Here is a 20,366-nt window from a genome sequence, read left to right as displayed (position 1 = left end):
GAATGCCGGCCGGGGCGGGGGTCGGGCCGGGTGCGGATCAGGCCGTGAGGCGGGCGCGGAGCGCCTCGACCGTCTCGTCGGGGACGCCGAGGCCCTCGCGCACGTACTTCTCCATCGAGCCGTACCGCGTGCTCACCTCGTCGAGCGCGGCCTCCAGGTACGAGGGGAAGACTCCGATCAGGCCCAGCGCGATGTCCGGGTCGCCGCCGGCGACGGTGAAGCCCTCGATCAGCGGTGCGAAGGCCTGCTTGACCGCCGGATTGACGGAGAGGTACTCGGCCATCAGGGTCTCGTCGTCCGCGCCGAGCAGCGACAGGACGACGGTCGCGCCCCAGCCCGTACGGTCCTTGCCGGCCGTGCAGTGGAACAGCAGCGGGCCCGCCTCCGGGTCCGCGAGCTCGGTGAGCAGGGTCCGGTACGCGGCCTGCGCGGAGGGGGTGTTCACGAAGGACCGGTAGGTGTCGGCGAACAGCTTCTGCACCTTGCCGCCGCCCAGGTGCTCCTCCGCCATCGCCGGGTCGGACAGCAGGTCCTTGAGCTGCGTGGCGGCCGGCATCTTGCCGGAGCTCAGCTTGTCGGCGAGGACGTCGCCGATCAGGAGGCGGACGCCCGCCGGTATCCGGTCCGGGTGGTCGGCGCGCTCGGCGTCGGTCCGGAAGTCGATGACCGTGCGCAGGCCCAGCGCGGCCACGACCGGGTCGGCGTCGATGTCGAGCCGGTCGAGCTGGCCGGAGCGCAGGGCCAGCCCCGGGCGGACGGTGCGCCCGCCGGAGAGGGGGGTGCCGCCGAGGTCGCGCAGGTTGGCGACGGTGGTGGAGGGGGTGGTGGTGGTCATCGTGGCGGCTCCAGCGGTGTGCGGGCGGTGCGAGCGGTGCAGAGGGCGGTGCAGAGGGTCGTGCAGGTGATGCGGATGGTGCGTGTTCACCCGATTTTCGGATGTTTCGTCCCGGATAGGTAATCGAAGGCGAGCGAGAGTCCCACTCCGATTCCCAGGGCCGCGAGGTGTCCGGCGTCCGTGAAGGTCCGGTCCCGCCTGAGCACCGGCCCCGCGGCGAGCGCCAGCAGCCCCACCCGGGCGGCCGTACGGACCGGCCCGCGCGGCAGTGCGGAGGTCAGCGTGCCGAGCGCGGCGTTGAACCCGTAGCTGGTTCCCACGTCCAGGGCCCGCCGGGCCTGCGGATCGGCCGTCCGGCGCATGGCGCCGTAGACGAGGAGCGTGGCCGTGGCGTGCCCGAACGCGAACACCGCGGCCGTCCACCAGGCCCCGTACGCGTACTCCGCGTACCCGAGGACGGCGACCAGCAGCAGCGCGTACGGCAGCGGCATGGGCTCCTCGACGACGAAGGCACTGCTCAGCAGGGTCTCCCAGCGGCCGGCGGCGAGGTTGTCGACATTCGTCGAGCAGCTGCGCAGCACCCGGTCCCGCTCCGCCGCCCCCAGCCGGTCCAGTGCGTACGCGCCGAACTGGACCCCGCCCGCATACACCACACCGAGCGTCGGCGGCGGCCATGGCAGTGAATTCATCTGATCATGATCGGATACGGCCCCCGGACTGGCGGAACCGGGTCCCGTGCGAGCATGTTCCTGCCATGTCTGAAATCCCCCCGCCGATGCGCACCGCACGGGCCGCGATGTTCGCGGCGATGTGCACCGCATTGGGCGCTGTGGGGCATTCGTACATGTCTGGCACAGATATCCCGATGATGGGCCTTCTGGGTGCTTTCGTGGTGACCGGTGGGCTTGCCCGGCTCGCCGCCGGGCGCCGCCGCGGGCCCCTCGGGATCAGTGCGGCGCTGCTCGCCGTCCAGGGCGTACTGCACCTGGTCTTCTCCGGCAGCCAGGCAGGTCACGGCGGCCACGCCGGCCACGCCGGCCACACCGCGACGTCCGTGCCCACCCCCCTGCCCCTGCCCCTGTCCCTGCCCGAGCCGATGCCCGGGCACCACCACCTGGCGGGCACGGCGCTGCCGGAGGCGGCGGCCGGCGCCGCCGGTGCGGGCGGCACGGACGGCATGGCCGGGATGGCGGACATGAGCGGGATGGCTGGCATGGCCGACATGGCCGGGCACGGCGGCCTCGGCATGATCGCCGCGCACGTGCTCGCCGGGCTGTTCTGCGCCGCCTGGCTGGCGTGGGGCGAGGCCGCCGTGTTCCGGCTGGCCGCGGTCCTCGGCTCCGCCGCGCTGCTGGCGGCCCGGCCGCTCGCCCGCGCGGTGGCCCTGGTCCGGGCCCGTGTGGCCCCCGTACCGCCGCGGCCCGCGCCCCGCCCCGCGTACCTGCCCCCGCGCAGGCTGCGCGGGGCCCTGCCCGCGCACGCCCTGGTGCGCCGCGGCCCGCCCGGGTGGCGAGACATCCGCGCCACGGCCCCCGGCCGTCCTGCCTGCGCCTGACCGGCGCACCTCCTTCATCGGCGAGGTGGCGGGACCCGGGGCCGGTTCACCCGAGTCTTCGCCCACAGGGCCAACACCTAGGACCCACATGTCCCTTGAAGAGGTTCAGGACGTCCGCACGCCGGACGCCGACACATCCGCCGCATCCGCCGCACCCGACACATCGGCCGCACCAGCCGCACCCGGAACGCCCGACGCGGGCGCCCCGGCCGGGGCGGCCTCGAAGCCCGGCACCTGGGCCGCGCTGCGGCCGCTGCTCCTGCGCATGCACTTCTACGCCGGGATCCTCATAGCCCCGCTGCTGTTCCTCGCCGCCGCCACCGGCCTGCTCTACGCCGCCTCCTGGCAGGCCGAGAAGATCATCTACTCCGACGAACTGACCGTCACCCAGGTCCGCGACAGCACGGTGCCGCTCAGCGCCCAGGTCACGGCCGCCCGAGCCACCGTCCCCGAGGGCAAGGTCGTGGGCGTGTGGCCCGCGCCCGACGCCGAGGCGACCACCCGCGTGATCATGGAGGTCCCCGGGCTGGAGGAGGGCCAGACGCGGACCGTGTTCGTGGATCCGTATACGGCCCACGTCAACGGGCAGCTGACCACCGAGGGCGATGCACTGCCGCTGCGCGCCTGGCTCAGCGAGTTCCACTCCAGCCTCCAGCTGGGCGAGTTCGGCCGGAACTACAGCGAGCTCGCCGCGAGCTGGCTGTGGGTCGTCGCACTCGGCGGACTGGCCCTGTGGATCGGCCGCCGCCGGTCGCGCAAGGCCCTGCTCGTCCTGCCCGACCGCGCCGCCACCGGCCGCCGAAAGACCCTCTCCTGGCACGGGGCCGTCGGCCTGTGGGCCGTCGCCGGGCTCGTCGCGCTGTCCGCCACCGGCCTGACCTGGTCGAAGTACGCGGGCGAGAACATCGGGCAGCTCCAGGACGGCCTCGGCGGCGCCACCCCGTCCCTGTCCGCGGCCCTCGCGCCCGGTTCGGATTCCGGTGACGCCTCCGGCTCCGGCGAGCACGCCGGGCACGGGATGCCCGACGGCATGGAGATGCCCCACGCGGCCCCCGCCGCGGACATCGGCATCGACAGGGCCGTGGCCGCCGCCCGCGCCGCCGGGGTCACCGAGGAACTGCGCATCACCCTGCCCGCCAAGGGCAAGGGCTACATGATCAAGGAGCAGGACAAGCAGCTGCCGGTCCACCTGGACTCCGTGGCCGTGGACCCCGCCGACGGCCGGATCATCGACGAACTGCGCTTCGCCGACTACCCCGTCCTCGCGCAGCTGACGCGCTTCGGCATCGACCTGCACATGGGGAAGACCTTCGGGCTCGCCAACCAGATCGCGCTCGCCGCGCTCGCGGTCGCGCTGATGTTCCTGGTCTTCTGGGGCTACCGGATGTGGTGGCTGCGCCGGCCCACCAAGGACCGCACCCTCTCGGTCGGCCGCGCCCAGCCGCGCGGGGCCTGGCGCAAGGTGCCGCTGACGATGCTGCTCCCGCTGGCCGCCGTGATCGCCGTGGTCGGGTGGTTCGTACCGCTGCTCGGCATCAGCCTCGTCGCCTTCCTGACGGTCGACGTGCTGCTGGGGCTGATCGCTGCGCGCCGCACGAAGGCGGCCGCCGCGGTCTAGCCCGGACGGTCCGTCCCGACGCGCACGGTGGGCCCGTACTCCTCCGCGGAGTACGGGCCCACCGTCGTGCGCGGTGCAGCGCAGTGTGCCGTGGCGTGCCGAACCGGCACTCAGGGCGCGTACTTGTAGCCCACGCGGCGCACCGTCTGGATCGCGCCGCGGTGCGCCGCGCCCAGCTTGCGGCGCAGGCGGGCGACGTGGACGTCCACGGTCCGGCCGTCGCCGACGTGGCCGTAGCCCCAGACCGTGGTCACCAGCCGGTCCCGGCTGTGCACCCGGTGCGGGTGCGCCACCAGATGGGCCAGCAGCTCGAACTCCAGGTACGTCAGGTCGAGTACCCGGCCGTCGACCTCGGCGGTGCGCTGCGCCGCGTCGATGCGGACGAGCTCGTCCCCGGTGGTCGCCGGGGCGGGCCGGGGCGCGGCCGGGGCGGGAACGGATTGGGGGGCGAAGGCGATCGGCGGCTGCTGGTCCGCAGGTACGAGGACCAGGTAGCCGACCATCGGCGGCTGGCCCGGCAGCGCCGGCAGGGTGTGCTGCGGCGCGGGCAGCCAGGTGGCGCCGGGCGGCAGGAGGTCGACCACGCGGGCGACCTCGTCGCGGTCCACGGCACGCAGCCGGTGGCGCGGACTGGGCGGATAGGCGAAGGGCGAGGTCGCAGCGGTCGCGGTGGAGGCGGCGGACGTCAGGGAACGGGTGTGGGACATGAGTGGTCAGCTCTTTCACGCGCAGTGGTCGGCAGGAGACGTACGTACGTCATCGCGTTCCGCGCAGACCGAAGGCCTCGGGGAAGGTCCGGTGGGAGGTCCCGGGAGGCTTTAGAGGGTCGGCGCGTTCTTCACGCGGCGACACACCCGGTCGAAATCGTGGTCCTGACGGGAGGGCCAGAACGGCTCGAGGTCGCTGCGACCGTTCGAGGTGTGCGAGTGGCTGGCCATGAGCTCATTGAAGCAGACGCGGAGGGTGCGGGGCAGGTCATGTCTCAAGTGGTGGAGCGGAATCTCAAATTCCGCGATCATTCCTCGACTTGGGCTGGACAATGCCGGACAAAACCTCAGCGGAAGATGCCGGCCCGGATGTCCGTACCGGCGCCCCGTATCGCATGCTGGTCGGTTGTGTGGACACGCGACGCACGGCGCACGGTGCACGACGCACGACGCCCGCCGGGCCACGGGGGCTCGGCGGGCGTCGCGCGTCGTGTCGCAGTGTCGGCTGCGGGAGGTGGGACCGGAGGCCGGGTCTCAGACCAGGCCCTCCTTCTGCAGGCCCGTGCAGCAGGTGTCCGTGATCAGGCGGGTCACCACGTACGGGTCCACGTTCGCGTTCGGGCGGCGGTCCTCGATGTAGCCCTTGCCGTCCTTCTCCACCTGCCACGGGATGCGGACCGAGGCGCCGCGGTCGGAGACGCCGTAGCTGAACTCGTTCCACGGGGCGGTCTCATGCAGGCCCGTCAGGCGCTCGTCGATGCCGGCGCCGTAGTTCTTGACGTGGTCGAGCGGCTTCGAGCCCTCGCCCAGCGACTCGCACGCGGTGATGATGGCGCGGTAGTCCTCGCGCATCGCCTTCGTGGAGAAGTTGGTGTGCGCGCCCGCGCCGTTCCAGTCGCCCTTCACCGGCTTCGGGTTCAGCGTCGCGGAGACGTTGAAGTCCTCGGCGGTGCGGTAGAGCAGCCAGCGCGCGATCCACAGCTGGTCGGAGACCTCCAGCGGGCCGACGGGGCCGACCTGGAACTCCCACTGGCCGGGCATGACCTCGGCGTTGATGCCGGAGATGCTCAGGCCCGCCGCGAGGCAGTGGTCCAGGTGCTTCTCGACGATCTCGCGGCCGAAGATCTCGTCCGAGCCGACGCCGCAGTAGTAGCCGCCCTGAGCGGCCGGGAACCCGCCCACCGGGAAGCCGAGCGGCCGGATGCCGTCGAAGAAGGTGTACTCCTGCTCGATGCCGAAGATCGGCTCCTGGTCCGCGAACTGCTCGGCGATCGGACGCAGCAGCGCGCGGGTGTTCGACTCGTGCGGGGTCATGTCGATGTTCATGACCTCGCAGAGCACGAGGAGGTTGTCCCCGCCGCGGATCGGGTCCGGGCAGGAGAACACCGGCTGCAGCACGCGGTCGGAGGCGTGGCCCTCGGCCTGGTTGGTGCTCGATCCGTCGAAGCCCCAGATCGGCAGAGCGTCGCCGTCGGCCAGGATCTTCGTCTTGGAGCGCAGCTTCGCCGTCGGCTCGGTGCCGTCGATCCAGATGTACTCAGCCTTGTAGCTCACGGGCCCCATCCTTCGGTGCGTCGCTCCGGCGCAGACTCTGCGGGTGCTGCGGTCGTGGTGTTGCGATGTCGCTGCGGTGTAGACCGCAGCGTGCCCGCTCGCGATTTCTCTTCCGTTGCCCGGGTGTGAACCCCGTGTTACCGAGGTTTACTCCGCAGGTCGAGTGGGTTGTGCGGGTTGGTGGCAGCACACCCGTCCGAGTGGGGCAGACTGAGCAGGTGAGCATTTCGTACGATTTGACCTCGGCCGCCGCCCCCACGGACTCCCCCCGCCTGCCGGACCGCCCCAGGGTCGGCCTGCTGGGTACCGGCCCCTGGGCCCACCGCACCCATGCCCCCGCCCTTGCCGCGCACGCCGCCTCCGAATTCGCCGGCTCCGAGTTCGCCGGAGTGTGGGGCCGCCGCCCCGAAGCCGCCGCCGAGCTGGCCGACGCGTACGGCGTGAAGGTGTACGAAGACCCCGACGCGCTGTTCGCCGACTGTGACGTCGTGGCCTTCGCCCTGCCGCCCGACGTACAGGCCCCGCTCGCCGTGCGCGCCGCCGCGGCCGGCTGCCAGCTGCTGCTCGACAAGCCCGTCGCCACCACCGCCCGGGACGCCCGGGCCGTGGCCGACGCCGCCGCCCGGCACGGCGTCGCCTCCGTCGTCTTCCTCACCCTGCGCTTCGCCGAGCCCGCGGCCGGCTGGGTCGCCGAGCAGGCGGGCCGCTCCGGCTGGTTCACGGCGAGCGCCCACTGGCTCGGCGCGGTCTTCCCGCCCGACGGCGCGCCCAGCGCGTACGCCGCCTCGCCGTGGCGCAAGGCCAAGGGCGGGCTCTGGGACGTCGGCCCGCACGCCCTGTCCGTCCTGATCCCGGTCCTGGGCGACGTCACGTCCGTCACCGCCACCCGCGGGCCCTCCGACGTGGTCCAGCTCGCCCTGCGCCACGCCTCGGGCGCCGCCAGCACCGCCGTGCTCAGCCTCGGCGCGCCGACCGCGGCGGCCGGGGTGGGGCTGGAGCTGCGCGGGGCCGAAGGGGTCTTCTCGCTGCCCAACTGGACCGACGTACCCGGCGCGTACGGCCGCGCCCTGGACGCGCTGCTCACCGCGGCCCGGACGGGGGTCGCGGACCCGCGCGACGCGGAGTTCGCGGCCCGGCTGACGGAGATCCTGGCGGAGGCGGAGGCGCAGCTGCCGGGCTGAGGGGGCCGGGGCAGGGCTACTTGATGACGGCGTTGGCCACGATGATGGCCAGCCCGATGGTCGCGTCCGCGAGACCCATCAGCACCGCCGGACCGATCCGGTAGCCGACGCGGAGCGCCACGAAGGAGCCCCAGGCGAACAGCAGCGCGGTGTTCAGGCCGAGCCCGACGGCGGTCGCCCCGTACGCGTCCCAGTCGGTGAGCCCGGCGACGACCAGCAGCAGGACGGTGGGAAGGGTGGCCGCGATCATCGGCCACTCGTTCCACAGCGCCCGTGAGAGCACCCGCCAGTGGTGGGCGGCGGAGCCGGCCTGATGGCTGGTCATGTGGTGCGAGTAGCCGTGCGCGAGCCCGGCCGTGCAGGCGGTGACCAGCACCCAGCTGGCGTCGTAGAACGGGGTGAACGCGTCGCCCTCCTGGTTGAGCGCGGCCAGCAGCCCGGACGCGAGCACGGTCCCGTAGACCCCGCCGAACATCCAGTCGGCCCCCCGGCGCGGCGGGGGCAGCCGGGGCGCGGCGGCGGGTTGCTGCGACGGGGCATCGGACCGGGGATCGGACCGCGGGCCGGCCGGGAGGGGCCGCGTCTGCTGCCGGATCGCCTCGTGCTCTTCCTTCGGATCGTCCTGTCCGTGGTTCATCCCGGTCCTTTGGTCTGATACATCCCATTTGCCTGGGTTCCCACCCTAGGGGGTGAGCAGGTGAGGGCGAGATGAGTGCGAGCTCGGCCCCCGCGCCCACCGCTCGAGGCGCACGCGGCTAACGCCTCGTCGCGCCGGCGGGCCCGATCGCCTCCGCCAGCGCTTCCACCGCCCGGCCGAACGCCGCCTCCGGTGGGGCCGCGTACCCCACCACCAGCCCCTCCCTGCCCGTCCCGGCCGCGGCCGGGTGCCGGTATCCCGACAGGCCGTCCAGTGCCAGGCCTGCCGCGCGGGCCGCCTCCAGCGCCGCGGCCTCCCTCCCGGGCGGGAGCTCCAGGACCGCGTGCAGCCCCGCCGAGATGCCCGTCACCCGCAACTCCGGGGCGCGGGCGGCCAGTACGGAGACCAGCCGGTCGCGACGGCCGCGGTAGCGGTGGCGCATGCGGCGGATGTGGCGGTCGTACGCACCGCACGCGATGAAGTCGGCCAGTGCCAGCTGGTCCAGGGCGCTCGCCCAGGACTCCCGCAGCCCCTTCGCCGCCAGGATCCGGTCGACCAGGTGGTCCGGCAGCACGAGCCAGCCCAGGCGGATGGCGGGGGAGAGGGACTTGCTCAGCGAGCCCGCGTAGACGACGTGCTCGGGGTCCAGGCCCTGTACGGCGCCGACCGCCTTGCGGTCGTAGCGGAACTCCCCGTCGTAGTCGTCCTCCACGATCAGCCCGCCCGTCGTACGGGCCCACTCCACGGCGGCGGCCCGCCGCGCCGGAAGCAGCGCGGCGCCCGTCGGGAACTGGTGCGCCGGGGTCAGCAGCAGGGTGCGCGCCCGGGCCGGGATCTCGTCCGGGCGGGCGCCGTCCTCGTCGACGGGGACGGGGTGCGGGCGGACCCCGGCGGCCTCGAGGATGCCGCGGTGGAAGGGGAGTCCGTACTCCTCCACGGCCCAGTCGCGGGGCCGCAGCGACGCGAGGAGCCGCAGGCCGTTCGCGAAGCCGGAGCAGACGACGACGTTCTCCGGGCCGGTACGCACGCCGCGCGCCCGGGACAGGTATGCGGCCAGCGCCTGCCGCAGCTCCGGGCGGCCCCGGGGATCGCCCGGCCCGAAGGCCTCGGTGGGGGCCCCGGCCAGGGCCCGCCGGGCACTCGCGGACCAGGCGCCCCGCGGGAAGGAGGCGGGGTCGGGCTTGCCCTGGAGCAGGTCGTGGCGGGGGCCCTCGGGGGCGGCCGGGACCGGGGCGGCCGGCACGGCGGCGGTGGCCGCCCCCTCGGCGACCCGGGTGCCCGAGCCCTGCCGGGCGGTGAACCAGCCCTCGGCGACGAGCTCGGCGTAGGCGTCGGCGACGGCGTTGCGGGCCAGCCCGAGGTCGGCGGCCAGCGCACGGTAGGGCGGCAGCCGGGTCCCGCCGACGAGCCGCCCGCTGCGCACGGCTTCGCGGAGGGCCTGGGCGAGGGCGGTGCGCCGGGCGCCGTGCGGGGACAGCTCGAGATGCAGGTCGCTGCCGGTGCTTGCGCTGTCACCGGTGCCCGGGCCTGCGCCCCGGCCGGCGCCGGGTCCGGCGGTGGTGGCGCCGGCGCCCGTGCCGGATGCGGTGGCGGCGGGGGCCGCGTGGTCGGACGTCATACCGGGAGCGTAGGCGGGCACGCCGAACCGCCGACGCGGCCGCCCGGACCCCCCTAGCGGGACAGGGCCTCGCGGACGGCCTCCTCCGAGCGGGCGATGACCGCCGTGCCGTCCTGCGCCGTGATGATCGGGCGCTGGATGAGCTTCGGGTGCGCCGCCAGGTGGGCGATCCAGCGGCCCCGGGCCTCGTCCGTCTCCTCGCGCGGCAGGTCCCGTACGCCGGTCTCCTTCGCGAGCGGGTCCGAGGTGCGCGTGATGTCCCACGGCTCCAGGCCGAGCCGGCCCAGGACCTCGCGGATCTCGTCCTCGGACGGCACGTCCTCCAGGTAGCGGCGCACGGTGTACTCGGCGCCCTCCGCGTCCAGCAGGGTCAGCGCGCTGCGGCACTTCGAACAGGCGGGATTGATCCAGATCTCCATGGCCCACAGCCTAGCCAGAGCCTGTCTGGCCAGGGGCTTTTGTCAGTGGCCCCCGGTAAAATCGAGGGAGAACGACAGGAAGCCAACTACCGTTTGGGAGGCTGTAGATGGCCACTGCCACGACCATTGGGCCCGTCAAGAAGAAGCCGCTGCCTGCGGGGCTGCCCCGCGAGTGGTACGAGAGCCACAACCGCCGTCTGAAGGCGATGCGGCTGGCGATATCCCTGCTCGATTCGGGGACGTACGACGCCCGTCGCGCCACCAACCGGAAGATCCGCACGATGGCCGTCCGCACGGGCATCCACCGCCCGTCGAACGTCACGTGCAAGATGGTCCGCGCCTTCATCATCAGCAACGGAGCCTGAGCGGCCGACAGGGCCGAAGGTCGACCGCGTCGGGCCGGGCGTTCTCGGACGCCCGGCCCGACGCCGCGGAACTGCCCGGGACGGCGAGAGGGGGCTCAGTACGGCCGCCGTGTGGGGACGGGCCCGCGCCCGGGCCGTTCGGGGCGTCGGCCTCCGTCCCGGCCCCCGCCCCGGCCGCCGCTCTCGCGAGCGCCCGGTCATCCAGGGGCGCGCGCCCCGTCCGGGAGGGACAGCACCAGCAGGGCCACGTCGTCGCGCGGGCCGCCGTCGGTGAACGCCACCAGGTCCTGCCACACCGCCTCCACCAGCTCGGCCGGGTCTTTGGCCAGGGCCGGGATCCGGGTGGCCAGGGGGTAGAAGTCGCCCGCCGCGTCCCGGGCCTCCGTCACCCCGTCCGTGTGCACGAGCAGCCGGTCGCCCGGCAGCAGCGGTACGTCGGCCACCACCGCGAGGTCCGCTCCGGCGAGCCCGAGCCCCAGCGGAGGGCCGGGTTCCACGGCCACCTCCGACACCGTGGACGCCCGCAGCAGCAGCACCGGCGGATGCCCGCACGAAACGATCCGTACGAGGTCCAGCCCGGGCGGGAACTCCAGCAGCAGCGCCGTCGCGAACAGCTCCGGATGCTCGACGGCGGCGACGGCGTCGGCCGGGCCGGCCGAGCCGACCGATCCCGCCGCCTCCGTGACGGCCCCCGCCGCCCCCGCCGTGTCCGCCAGCAGCCTGCGGTCCAGCCGGGCGGCCACGTCCGCGAGCTCCGGATCGTCCAGCACCCCCTCCCGGAAGGCGCCGAGCAGCGCCGCCACCGTGCCGACCGCCGCCAGGCCGTGCCCCTGCACGTCCCCGACCAGCGCCCGCACCCCGTACGGCCCGACCCGTACGTCGTACAGGTCGCCGCCGACGAGCGTGCCGCGCTGGGCGGCCCGGTACAGCCCGGCGCAACGCACCGGACCGACCCGTTCCGGCACCGGCGGCAGCACGGCCAGTTGCGCGGCCTCCGCCACGGTCCGCACGCTGACCAGCTGCGCATCGCGGCGCCGCCGGACCCAGGCGATCACCACGCTGAGCAGCGCCACCACGGCCACGGTGGCCAGGTCGGCGCCCTGGGCGTGCCCGACCCCGAGCGAGGACACGCCGAGCAGCAGCAGCACGATCCCGGCGAAGACGGCGGTGCCGGCCGCCCCGTACGCGAAGGCCGCGACCGGGGGCAGGCCGGCCAGGAAGTAGCCCAGCTCGATGTCGCCCGGGGTGGCGCTCTGTGCGAGCACCAGCAACACCAGCGCCACGGGCGGAGCGAGCCGCGCCCAGCGTGGTGGCGGCTTCCCGTGCAGCCAGCCGGGCTCCTCGCGTCGGCGTCTCACCCCTCCACCCTGGTACCGGGGCCCGGGCGGCGCACGCCGGACCGGCCCGCCGGGTGGACCTGCGGGGTCCGGGCGCCGACAGTGGGTCCCGTGACGCACACGGACGGGGTGGAGCAGAGCGCGGCGATCAGCACGCGGCTGAACTGGCTGCGCGCGGGGGTGCTCGGCGCGAACGACGGGATCATCTCCACGGCCGGCCTGGTGGTGGGCGTGGCCGGGGCCACCACCTCGCGGGGCTCGATCCTGGCGGCGGGCGTGGCCGGGCTGCTGGCGGGGTCGCTGTCGATGGCGGCGGGGGAGTACGTCTCGGTGAGCTCCCAGCGGGACTCGGAGCGGGCCGCGCTGGAGACGGAGCGGCAGGAGCTGGCGCAGGAGCCGGAGGCGGAGCTGGCGGAACTCACGGAGCTGCTCGAGGCCAGGGGGCTGAGCCGGGAGCTGGCGAGGGAGGCGGCGGAGCAGCTGACGGAGCGGGACGCACTGAAGGCGCACGCGAGGGTGGAGCTCGGGATCGATCCCGACGTGCTGGTCAACCCCTGGCACGCGGCGTTCGCGAGCCTGGTCGCGTTCACGGTGGGGGCGCTGCTCCCGCTGCTGGCGATCGTGCTGCCGGGGCCGTCGCAGCGGGTGCCGGTGACGGTGGCGGCAGTGCTGGCGGCGCTGACGCTGTGCGGGGTGATCAGCGCCCGCCTCGGCGGGGCACCTCCCGTGCGGGCGGTCCTGCGCAACGTCGCCGGCGGCGCCCTGGCGATGACGGTCACCTACGCGGTGGGCACCTGGCTCGGCACGTCCTGACCCCCTGGGCCGTCTCTTCCGGATCTTGCCCGACCCGCGCCGCGACTTGACCGGCAAGATCCGAAAGAGACGACCTGGCGGTGCCGGTCGCACCGCGCCGCGGACCTGCATCATGGGCCCATGCGCATCGCCATCACCGGATCCACCGGCCTCATCGGCCAGGCCCTCGTCCGCTCCCTGCGCGCGGACGGCCACGACGTCGTCCGCTTCGTGCGCCGCAGGCCCGCCGCGCCCGACGAGGCGGCCTGGGACCCGCGGCGCGGATACGTCGACCCCGCCGGACTCGCCGGCTGCGGGGCCGTCGTCCACCTCGCCGGGGCCGGTGTCGGCGAACACCGGTGGACCGCCGCGTACAAGAAGGAGATCCGGGACAGCCGGGTGGCGGGGACCGGGGCGATGGCCCGGGCGATCGCCGCACTCGACGCGCCGCCCGCCGTCTTCGTCTGCGGCTCCGCCATCGGCTACTACGGCGACACCGGCGACCGCGCCGTCGACGAGCACGCCCCGGCCGGGCAGGGCTTCCTGCCCGAGGTGTGCATCGAGTGGGAGGCGGCCGCCGCCCCCGCCCAGGAGGCCGGAGTACGGACGGTCTTCGCCCGTACCGGACTGGTCGTCGCCGCCGAGGGCGGGGCCTGGGGCAAGCTGTTCCCGATCTTCCGCGCCGGGATCGGCGGCCGGCTCGGCAACGGCCGGCAGTACTGGTCCTTCATCTCCGTGCACGACGAGATCGCCGCCCTGCGGCACGCCATCGACACCCCGGAGCTGTCCGGCCCCGTCAACCTGACCGCCCCCGGGCCGCTGACCAACCGTGAGGTCACCGCCGCGATGGGCCGCGTACTGCACCGGCCGACGCTGTTCGCCGTACCGGCGCCCGCCCTGCGCGTGGTGCTGGGGGAGTTCGCCGGGGACGTGCTCGGCAGTCAGCGGGTGCGGCCCGCCCGGCTGTTGGAGACGGGGTTCACGTTCCGGTACCCGGGCATCGACGAGGCGATCCGCGCCGCGCTCGCCCGCTGACCCCGCCCCGCCGCGGCGGCCCCCGCCACCCCCCGAAACCCCACCGCGGCGCGCGGTTCGGCGGCGTGCGACCGGTTGTGACCCGGATGCGACCGGTGTGCGACCGGAGTTGGGCGTAATACGCCACCGAACTCGGGTTCCCCTGGAGCTCGTTGGGGGAAGGAGGATCCCCACACAGCCGCGCCGACCTCGGGGAGGGGCACGTGCTCAGCAGCTCACACCGCGCCGCACAGCATGCGGACGTCGTCATCGTAGGAGCCGGGGTCTCAGGACTCGCGGCCGCACACCACCTGATCGCGGCAGGCGTCACGGTCACCGTTCTGGAGGCCGCCGACGATCCCGGCGGCCGGATGGCCACCGAGCACGTCGACGGATTCCGGCTGGACCGGATCGGGCAGCTGCTCAACACCTCGTACACGGAGCTCGACCGGACCCCCGGCCTGGCCGGCCTGGTCCTGCGGTCCTTCGCTCCGGGGGTGCTCGTCCACACGGACGGCAGGCAGCTGCGCGCCGGGGCGCTGACCCCGGCCCGCGCGCTGGCCAGCGGCTCCTTCGACCAGGCCCGGCTCAGCGCCTACCTCGGCCGGCTCGCCGCCGTGCCCGTGGAACGCGTACTGGCCCGCCCCGAGCGCACGGCACTGGCCGCCCTGCGCTCCCGGGCCCACGGCACGACCCTGCGGCCCCTGCTCGCCGCCCTGCTGCGCGATCCGGAGCTCACCACCTCCAGCCGGGTCGCCGACCTCGCCCTGCGCACCTTCGCCCGCGGCCGGCTCGCCGTGCCCGAGGGCGGCGCCGCCACCCTGCCCGGGCTGCTCGCAGCCACCCTGCCGCCCGGCACGGTGCGCACCGGGGTCCGGGTCCGCTCGGTGGCGACCAACCTGGTCACCACCGAGGAGCACGGCGACTTCAGCTGCCGCTCCGCCGTCCTGGCCACCGGCGCGCGGGCCGCCGCCGAACTGCTGCCGGGGCTGCGGGTGCCGAAGTTCCACGAGGTCACCGTCATCCACCACGCCACCGCCGCCCCGCTCCCGTGGGACGGCTCGCTGCTGCTCGACGGCGATCCCCGGTGGCCCGTCGCCCACACCGCCGTGATGAGCGCGGTCGACCCGACGCGGGCCCCGGCCGGCCGGAGCCTGGTCACCACCACCGTGCTCGGCCCGCCGCCGCCCGCGCGCACGGTCGCCTCGCGCCTCGCCCGGCTGTACGAGACCGGCACCCGGGACTGGGAGCTGCTGGCCGTCCACCACGCCCCGGAGGCCGTCCCCGCGATGCCGCCGCCCTACGACCTGCGCCGTCCGGTCCGGGTCCTGGCCGGGCTGTACGTGTGCGGCGACCACCGCGACTCCAACACGGTCCAGGGGGCGCTGCACTCGGCCCGCCGCGCCGCCACGGCCGCCCTGCGCGACTTCGGCATCCGGCTCCCGGCGAGCGCGGAGCCGTCCCTTCCGGCGGTGGCCTGAGAACCACGGTGCCAGGGCCCGGTTCCGCCCCGCGGAACCGGGCCCACGCCTGACCCCCCGAGCCGCTGAGCCCGTATCAGCGGCTCACGACAGTGCCGCCACCCGGTCCCGGTACGTCCGCACCGCCGAGGCGTCCCGGTACGGCTCCAGCCGGCGCTCGAAGTCCCGTACGTACTCCACCGCGCGCACCGACCGCATCTCCATCGCCTGCTGCGCCGCCTCCGCACCCAGCGCGCACGCCTGGTCCAGCTCGCCCAGCCCCAGCCGCGCGGTGGCCAGCACCACCCGGCAGAACAGCCGCGAGCGCGCGAACCCGGGCGCCCGCAGCTGCAGGGACCGCTCCGCGTGCTGCGCCGAGGCCCGGTACTGCTGGAGGTCCCGGTGGCAGTGCCCGAACTCGTCCGCGAGCTGCGCCTCGTCGAACAGCCGCGCCCAGTGCGGTACGTCGTCCCCCGGCCGGGCCGCGCCCAGCGCGCGCTCGGCCCGCACCAGCGAGGCCGTCGCCGCCCGGACCTCGCCGAGCACCGCGTGCCCGCGCGCCTCCGCCGAGTGCAGCAGCGCCTGCACCACCGGCGGCGGCCCGGAGCCGACGCCCTGCTGCGCGACGCGGGCCAGCTGCACGGCCTCCCGGCCGTGGCCGAGGTACACCGCCTGCCGGCTCATGGTCACCAGCACGTACGAGCCGTACGGCCGGTCCCCGGCGGCCTGCGCGAGGCGCAGCGCCTGCACGAAGTAGCGCTGGGCGAGCCCGTGCGCGGCGATGTCGTACGAGGTCCAGCCCGCGAGCCGGGTCAGGTCGGCGGCGGCCGAGAACAGCCGCCGCCCGGTGGTCTCCCCGTACGTGCCGCGGAGCATGGGCTCGGCCTCGTGCTCGAGGTAGCGCACCAGGGCCTGCCGGGCGTGCCCGCCGCCGTAGGTCTGGTCCAGGGTCCGGAACAGCTCGCCCACCGACCGCAGCGCCGCGATGTCCCCGCTGGTCACCCGCTGGCCGGGACCCCGGTCGATCTGCCGCTGCCGGGGCACCGAGCTGCGCCCCTGCACCGGGACGCGGGCGGCGGCAGCGGCCGCGGCCGCCGGGTCCGCGCCGCGGCCCACGCGCTCGTCGGCCCGCCCGATGAGCCAGTCCCGGCTGGGCACGACCAGCCCGGCCGGGGTGAAGGCGATCTTCCGCAGCTCGGCGTGGGAGCCGGAGTCCTTGCGCCAGAGCCCGCTGGCGATGTCCACGGCCTCCTCCGGGGTGGCCGCGAACTCCAGACCGGCGTAGACGGGCGCGCAGGCGTCCAGGCCCAGGTCCTGGGCGGAGAGCCGCCGGCCCAGGCGCCGGGTGAAGACCTCGGCGATCAGGGCCGGGGTGGTGCCGCGCGGCTGCTGCCCGCGCAGCCACCGGGTCACGGAGGTCTTGTCGTACCGCAGATCGAGACCGTGCTCCAGGCCGAGCTGGTCGACGCGGCGGGCGAGACCGGCGTTGGAGAACCCGGCTTCCGCGATCAGCGCCGCGAGCTGCCGGTTGGGGACGCGCTGGGCAGGTCGTTCCGTCATCGGCTCCACGGTTTCCTGACGTGACGGACCGGAGTCCCGGCCCTGTGAACGGCGTGAATGTAGCGGCGAACTCCGCTCACGCCGCCCTCTCTGTCCCACATTCATCCGATCGTGTGCAGAATCGGTAGGGCCCTTTACGGACCGGCCCCTTCCGTCCGCGTACGCTGCGCGACATGACCCGCAGGCCCACCGCGGCGGAGCCCTCCGCCGAAGCCACCGCGCCACCGACCGCGCCCGAGCTGCCCGCGCCGCTGACCGCGCCCGAGCTGACCGAGGCCGAGTGCCGCCGGTGCGGCACGTACATCGCGGGTCTGGACGGCCGGTACGCGTGCGGGGTCTGCGGCTGGGTCAACGACCACTCGGAGGGCCACCGGCGGCTGCCGCGGGCGGACGAGGACCCGGACCGGCCGCCCCGGGGCCGCAGGCGGCCCAGGCCGCTGCCGCCGGGCCCCGAGGACGGGCCCCGGACGGGCGACTGAGGGGTCGGAAACCGGCCGCCGTACTCTTGGCCGGGTGCGATACGTGCACACGGCAGGTTCAACGAGGAGGCGCTGCGGTGGCTGAGCTTGGGTTTGTCCATCTGGGCTTCGGACCCGATTACGTCGAGTACACCCAGGCCTGGGAGGAGCAGCGGCGGGTTCACGCCGCACGCTTCGCGGACGAGATCGGCGACACCTGCCTCCTGCTGGAGCACGAGCCCGTCTACACCGCCGGCCGGCGCACCGCCGAAAACGAGCGGCCGCTGGACGGCACCCCCGTCGTGGACGTGGACCGCGGCGGCAAGATCACCTGGCACGGACCGGGCCAGCTGGTCGGCTACCCGATCATGAAGCTGCCCCGCCCGGTCGACGTCGTCGCGCACGTGCGCCGCCTGGAAGAGGCGCTGATCCGCACCGCCGCCGAGTTCGGCCTCGAGACCACCCGGGTCGAGGGCCGCTCCGGCGTGTGGGTGCTCGGCGACCCGATCGAGGAGCGTCCGAAGATCGGCGGCCTCTCCCTCGACTTCGACCCGCGGCTGACGGACGACGAGTTCGACCCGCGCCTGAACGGCCCCGAGTACGCCCCCTCCAACGCCGGCCAGCGCCGCGAGGACCGCAAGCTCGCCGCGATCGGCATCCGCGTCGCCAAGGGCGTCACCATGCACGGCTTCGCGATCAACGTGAACCCGGACAGCACCTGGTTCGACCGGATCATCCCGTGCGGGATCCGGGACGCCGGTGTGACCTCGCTCTCGTACGAACTGGGCCGGGAGATCACCATCGCCGAGGTGCTGCCGGTCGTGGAACGCCACCTGAAGGACGTACTGGAGCAGGCCGAGCTGCGGCCCCGGGAGATCGAGCCGGCCGCCGGCTGACAGCCGGGGGAATGCGTCCGACCGCCCCCAGGTTGGCGGACGTAAGAGCGTATGAAATTACGGGCGTACCCTGGTGGGCGCCGAAGAATCGAAGTCACAGGGAGCCGGTCGTGTCCGCAGTCGCACCCGACGGACGCAAGATGCTGCGCCTCGAGGTCCGTAACGCCCAGACGCCCATCGAGCGCAAGCCCGAGTGGATCAAGACCCGGGCGAAGATGGGTCCCGAGTACACGAAGATGCAGGCCCTGGTGAAGGGCGAAGGACTGCACACCGTGTGCCAGGAGGCCGGCTGTCCCAACATCTACGAATGCTGGGAGGACCGCGAGGCCACCTTCCTCATCGGTGGCGACCAGTGCACCCGGCGCTGTGACTTCTGCCAGATCGACACGGGCAAGCCCGAGGCCCTGGACCGGGACGAGCCGCGCCGCGTCGGCGAGTCGGTCGTCACGATGGACCTGAACTACGCCACCATCACCGGCGTCGCGCGCGACGACCTGGCCGACGGCGGCGCCTGGCTGTACGCGGAGACCGTGCGCCAGATCCACCAGCAGACGGCGGGCCGCGAGGCCGGCCACACCAAGGTGGAGCTGCTGGCCCCCGACTTCAACGCGGTCCCGGAGCTGCTGGAGGAGGTCTTCGCCTCCCGCCCCGAGGTGTTCGCGCACAACGTCGAGACGGTGCCGCGGATCTTCAAGCGGATCCGCCCCGGTTTCCGCTACGAGCGCTCGCTCGACGTGATCCGGCAGGCCCGCGCCTACGGCCTCGTCACCAAGTCCAACCTGATCCTGGGCATGGGCGAGGAGCGCGAGGAGGTCTCGGAGGCGCTGAAGGAGCTGCACGAGGCCGGCTGCGAGCTCATCACCATCACGCAGTACCTGCGGCCCTCGCCGCGCCACCACCCCGTGGAGCGCTGGGTGAAGCCGGCCGAGTTCGTGGAGCTGGCGAAGGAGGCCGAGGAGATCGGCTTCTCCGGTGTGATGTCCGGCCCGCTGGTCCGTTCCTCGTACCGTGCCGGTCGCCTGTACCAGCAGGCGATGGAGAAGCGCGCGACGGTGTGACGCGCGCTACCGCACGGACTGTGTGAACTCACGCACAAAGTCTTACCAACGGGTAACACCGCATCGACGCGGCCCCTAGGCTCTTTTGTAACGAAGAGCCCGGCGGGCCGCGTAAATGTTTCATCACCGTTTGACCGACCGGTCATGCCCTGGTAACACCAGTCAGTGACGATGGGTCCACGCACCGCGCACACCGTCGCACACCGCCGGCGCACGCCCCCCGCGCACCAGGACCGACTTGAGCACCGTGAAAGGGATCGACATCATGCAGGCCGCGCCCGTACGCGCCATTGCCATTCCGTCGTTCACCGACGCCTTCCGGGGCATCGAGTCGCTGCTCATGAGCGGCGCCCGCCGCAACGCCTGGACCGCCGTCCTCGAGGACCGCCGCAGAGCCAAGGACCGGGTCGAAACCGAGCACGTACTCGAGGCCGCGGCGACCCGGACCTCGCAGGCCACGTAAACTTCGCTGTATGGCGAGGAAGTCAAACGCAGAGACTGCTGCGAACCCCGGGCGACTGAAGCAGATCGCCCTGACGTACAAGATGACGCGCAAGGCCGACCCGAAGGTCGGTCTGATCGTCGCGGGCGTGGGAATCGTCACCTTCGGTGTCTTTCTTGCGATCGGCTTCCTGATCGACCACCCGGTCTACCTGGGCATCCTGGGCTTCCTGGTGGCGTTCCTCGCGATGGCGATCGTCTTCGGACGGCGGGCCGAGCGGGCTGCCTTCGGGCAGATGGAGGGACAGCCGGGCGCGGCCGCGGCCGTACTGGACAACGTGGGACGGGGCTGGACGACCACCCCGGCCGTCGCGATGAACCGGAGCCAGGACATCGTCCACCGGGCCGTCGGCAAGGCGGGCATCGTCCTGATCGCCGAGGGCAACGCGAACCGGCTGAAGCCGATGCTCGCGGCCGAGAAGAAGAAGCTGGCCCGGATCATGCCGGACATCCCGGTGTACGACTTCATCGTGGGCACCGGCGAGGGCGAGGTCCCGCTGAAGAAGCTGCGCACGACGCTGCTCAAGCTGCCGCGCACGCTGGCCGGCCCGCAGATCACCCAGGTCAACGACAAGCTGCGTGCCATGGGTGACCTCATGAGCAACATGCCGCTGCCGAAGGGTCCGATGCCGAAGGGCATGCGGATGCCGCGCGGCGGAAAGATGCGCTGACCCGCTCAGCTGATTTTCGTATACGAACGAGGGGCGGCCCCCCCCCCCGGGGGCGGGGGGGGCCCCCCGGGGGGGGGCGGGGGGGGGGGGTGGGGGCGGGGGCCGGGGCGGGGGGCGGGGGGGGGCCGGC

21 protein-coding genes are annotated in these 20,366 nt (G+C 74.0%); 12 read left to right on the top strand and 9 right to left on the bottom strand.

Annotated features, from left to right (window positions below; genetic code table 11):
- Positions 1 to 37: 37 nt before the first annotated feature.
- Together ACFYXK_RS02065 and ACFYXK_RS02060 are read right to left on the bottom strand one after the other, a co-directional pair.
- A complete protein-coding gene (locus ACFYXK_RS02065) occupies positions 38 to 835 on the bottom strand; it encodes a tyrosine-protein phosphatase (RefSeq protein ID WP_389409387.1) in 798 nt (265 codons plus the stop codon).
- A gap of 86 nt (positions 836 to 921) precedes the next feature.
- Entirely contained in the window at positions 922 to 1,524 is a 603-nt protein-coding gene (locus tag ACFYXK_RS02060; RefSeq protein WP_389409386.1) for a rhomboid-like protein, read from the bottom strand.
- 155 nt (positions 1,525 to 1,679) lie between these two features.
- Here ACFYXK_RS02060 and ACFYXK_RS02055 point away from each other — a divergent pair, with 155 nt between their 5' ends.
- Together ACFYXK_RS02055 and ACFYXK_RS02050 are read left to right on the top strand one after the other, a co-directional pair.
- Positions 1,680 to 2,390, top strand: coding sequence for a hypothetical protein (locus ACFYXK_RS02055; protein ID WP_389409385.1), 711 nt, complete (start codon positions 1,680 to 1,682; stop codon positions 2,388 to 2,390).
- Between the two features lie 88 nt (positions 2,391 to 2,478).
- Entirely contained in the window at positions 2,479 to 4,008 is a 1,530-nt protein-coding gene (locus ACFYXK_RS02050) for a PepSY-associated TM helix domain-containing protein (RefSeq protein WP_389409384.1), read from the top strand.
- A gap of 110 nt (positions 4,009 to 4,118) precedes the next feature.
- Here the strand turns inward: ACFYXK_RS02050 and ACFYXK_RS02045 are convergent, their stop codons facing one another.
- The gene (locus ACFYXK_RS02045) at positions 4,119 to 4,715 is read right to left on the bottom strand and encodes a winged helix-turn-helix domain-containing protein (protein WP_389409383.1); all 597 of its coding nucleotides are present in this window, start codon (positions 4,713 to 4,715) and stop codon (positions 4,119 to 4,121) included.
- Between the two features lie 534 nt (positions 4,716 to 5,249).
- Positions 5,250 to 6,269 carry a glutamine synthetase gene (glnII, locus tag ACFYXK_RS02040; RefSeq protein WP_383507849.1) on the bottom strand — a complete coding sequence of 340 codons (1,020 nt, stop codon included), beginning with the start codon at positions 6,267 to 6,269 and terminating at the stop codon, positions 5,250 to 5,252.
- 224 nt (positions 6,270 to 6,493) lie between these two features.
- On the opposite strand from glnII, the gene ACFYXK_RS02035 reads away from it, so the two are divergent.
- A complete protein-coding gene (locus tag ACFYXK_RS02035) occupies positions 6,494 to 7,450 on the top strand; it encodes a Gfo/Idh/MocA family protein (RefSeq protein WP_389409831.1) in 957 nt (318 codons plus the stop codon).
- A 16-nt stretch (positions 7,451 to 7,466) separates the two neighbouring features.
- Here the strand turns inward: ACFYXK_RS02035 and ACFYXK_RS02030 are convergent, their stop codons facing one another.
- From ACFYXK_RS02030 to ACFYXK_RS02020, 3 genes are all read right to left on the bottom strand, one after another.
- Positions 7,467 to 8,087: a hypothetical protein gene (locus tag ACFYXK_RS02030; protein WP_389409382.1), complete on the bottom strand. Its 621-nt coding sequence runs from the start codon at positions 8,085 to 8,087 to the stop codon at positions 7,467 to 7,469.
- Between the two features lie 118 nt (positions 8,088 to 8,205).
- A complete protein-coding gene (locus tag ACFYXK_RS02025) occupies positions 8,206 to 9,705 on the bottom strand; it encodes a PLP-dependent aminotransferase family protein (protein WP_389409381.1) in 1,500 nt (499 codons plus the stop codon).
- Positions 9,706 to 9,758: 53 nt separating this feature from the next.
- Entirely contained in the window at positions 9,759 to 10,124 is a 366-nt protein-coding gene (locus ACFYXK_RS02020) for an ArsC/Spx/MgsR family protein (RefSeq protein WP_383507858.1), read from the bottom strand.
- 107 nt (positions 10,125 to 10,231) lie between these two features.
- Here ACFYXK_RS02020 and ACFYXK_RS02015 point away from each other — a divergent pair, with 107 nt between their 5' ends.
- Positions 10,232 to 10,489 (top strand): hypothetical protein, encoded by a 258-nt coding sequence (locus tag ACFYXK_RS02015; RefSeq protein ID WP_383507860.1) that lies wholly within the window; start codon positions 10,232 to 10,234, stop codon positions 10,487 to 10,489.
- A 197-nt stretch (positions 10,490 to 10,686) separates the two neighbouring features.
- Here the strand turns inward: ACFYXK_RS02015 and ACFYXK_RS02010 are convergent, their stop codons facing one another.
- Positions 10,687 to 11,847: a PP2C family protein-serine/threonine phosphatase gene (locus tag ACFYXK_RS02010; RefSeq protein WP_389409380.1), complete on the bottom strand. Its 1,161-nt coding sequence runs from the start codon at positions 11,845 to 11,847 to the stop codon at positions 10,687 to 10,689.
- 90 nt (positions 11,848 to 11,937) lie between these two features.
- Here ACFYXK_RS02010 and ACFYXK_RS02005 point away from each other — a divergent pair, with 90 nt between their 5' ends.
- The 3 genes from ACFYXK_RS02005 (at position 11,938) to ACFYXK_RS01995 (ending at position 15,113) form a co-directional block, all read left to right on the top strand.
- Entirely contained in the window at positions 11,938 to 12,639 is a 702-nt protein-coding gene (locus ACFYXK_RS02005) for a VIT family protein (protein WP_389409379.1), read from the top strand.
- A 120-nt stretch (positions 12,640 to 12,759) separates the two neighbouring features.
- Positions 12,760 to 13,653: a TIGR01777 family oxidoreductase gene (locus ACFYXK_RS02000; protein WP_389409378.1), complete on the top strand. Its 894-nt coding sequence runs from the start codon at positions 12,760 to 12,762 to the stop codon at positions 13,651 to 13,653.
- Between the two features lie 203 nt (positions 13,654 to 13,856).
- A complete protein-coding gene (locus ACFYXK_RS01995) occupies positions 13,857 to 15,113 on the top strand; it encodes an FAD-dependent oxidoreductase (RefSeq protein WP_389409377.1) in 1,257 nt (418 codons plus the stop codon).
- 84 nt (positions 15,114 to 15,197) lie between these two features.
- On the opposite strand, the gene ACFYXK_RS01990 is transcribed toward ACFYXK_RS01995, so the two are convergent.
- Positions 15,198 to 16,652, bottom strand: coding sequence for a regulator (locus tag ACFYXK_RS01990; protein ID WP_389409376.1), 1,455 nt, complete (start codon positions 16,650 to 16,652; stop codon positions 15,198 to 15,200).
- A gap of 173 nt (positions 16,653 to 16,825) precedes the next feature.
- On the opposite strand from ACFYXK_RS01990, the gene ACFYXK_RS01985 reads away from it, so the two are divergent.
- The 5 genes from ACFYXK_RS01985 to ACFYXK_RS01965 all read left to right on the top strand — a co-directional run bounded on the left by ACFYXK_RS01985 (position 16,826) and on the right by ACFYXK_RS01965 (position 20,236).
- Positions 16,826 to 17,131: a hypothetical protein gene (locus ACFYXK_RS01985; RefSeq protein WP_389409375.1), complete on the top strand. Its 306-nt coding sequence runs from the start codon at positions 16,826 to 16,828 to the stop codon at positions 17,129 to 17,131.
- Between the two features lie 77 nt (positions 17,132 to 17,208).
- On the top strand, positions 17,209 to 18,006 hold the full coding sequence (gene lipB, locus ACFYXK_RS01980; protein ID WP_389409374.1) for a lipoyl(octanoyl) transferase LipB: 798 nt from the start codon (positions 17,209 to 17,211) through the stop codon (positions 18,004 to 18,006).
- 110 nt (positions 18,007 to 18,116) lie between these two features.
- Entirely contained in the window at positions 18,117 to 19,064 is a 948-nt protein-coding gene (lipA, locus tag ACFYXK_RS01975) for a lipoyl synthase (RefSeq protein WP_389409373.1), read from the top strand.
- 265 nt (positions 19,065 to 19,329) lie between these two features.
- Positions 19,330 to 19,527, top strand: coding sequence for a hypothetical protein (locus ACFYXK_RS01970; protein WP_030291684.1), 198 nt, complete (start codon positions 19,330 to 19,332; stop codon positions 19,525 to 19,527).
- Between the two features lie 10 nt (positions 19,528 to 19,537).
- A complete protein-coding gene (locus tag ACFYXK_RS01965; protein ID WP_053785114.1) occupies positions 19,538 to 20,236 on the top strand; it encodes a DUF4191 domain-containing protein in 699 nt (232 codons plus the stop codon).
- Positions 20,237 to 20,366: the final 130 nt, after the last annotated feature.

It is taken from the genome of Streptomyces sp. NPDC002209 (assembly GCF_042890265.1).
In the GTDB taxonomy this organism is placed as follows: Bacteria; Actinomycetota; Actinomycetes; order Streptomycetales; family Streptomycetaceae; genus Streptomyces.
This window is presented reverse-complemented; position numbering and strand designations above follow the sequence as displayed.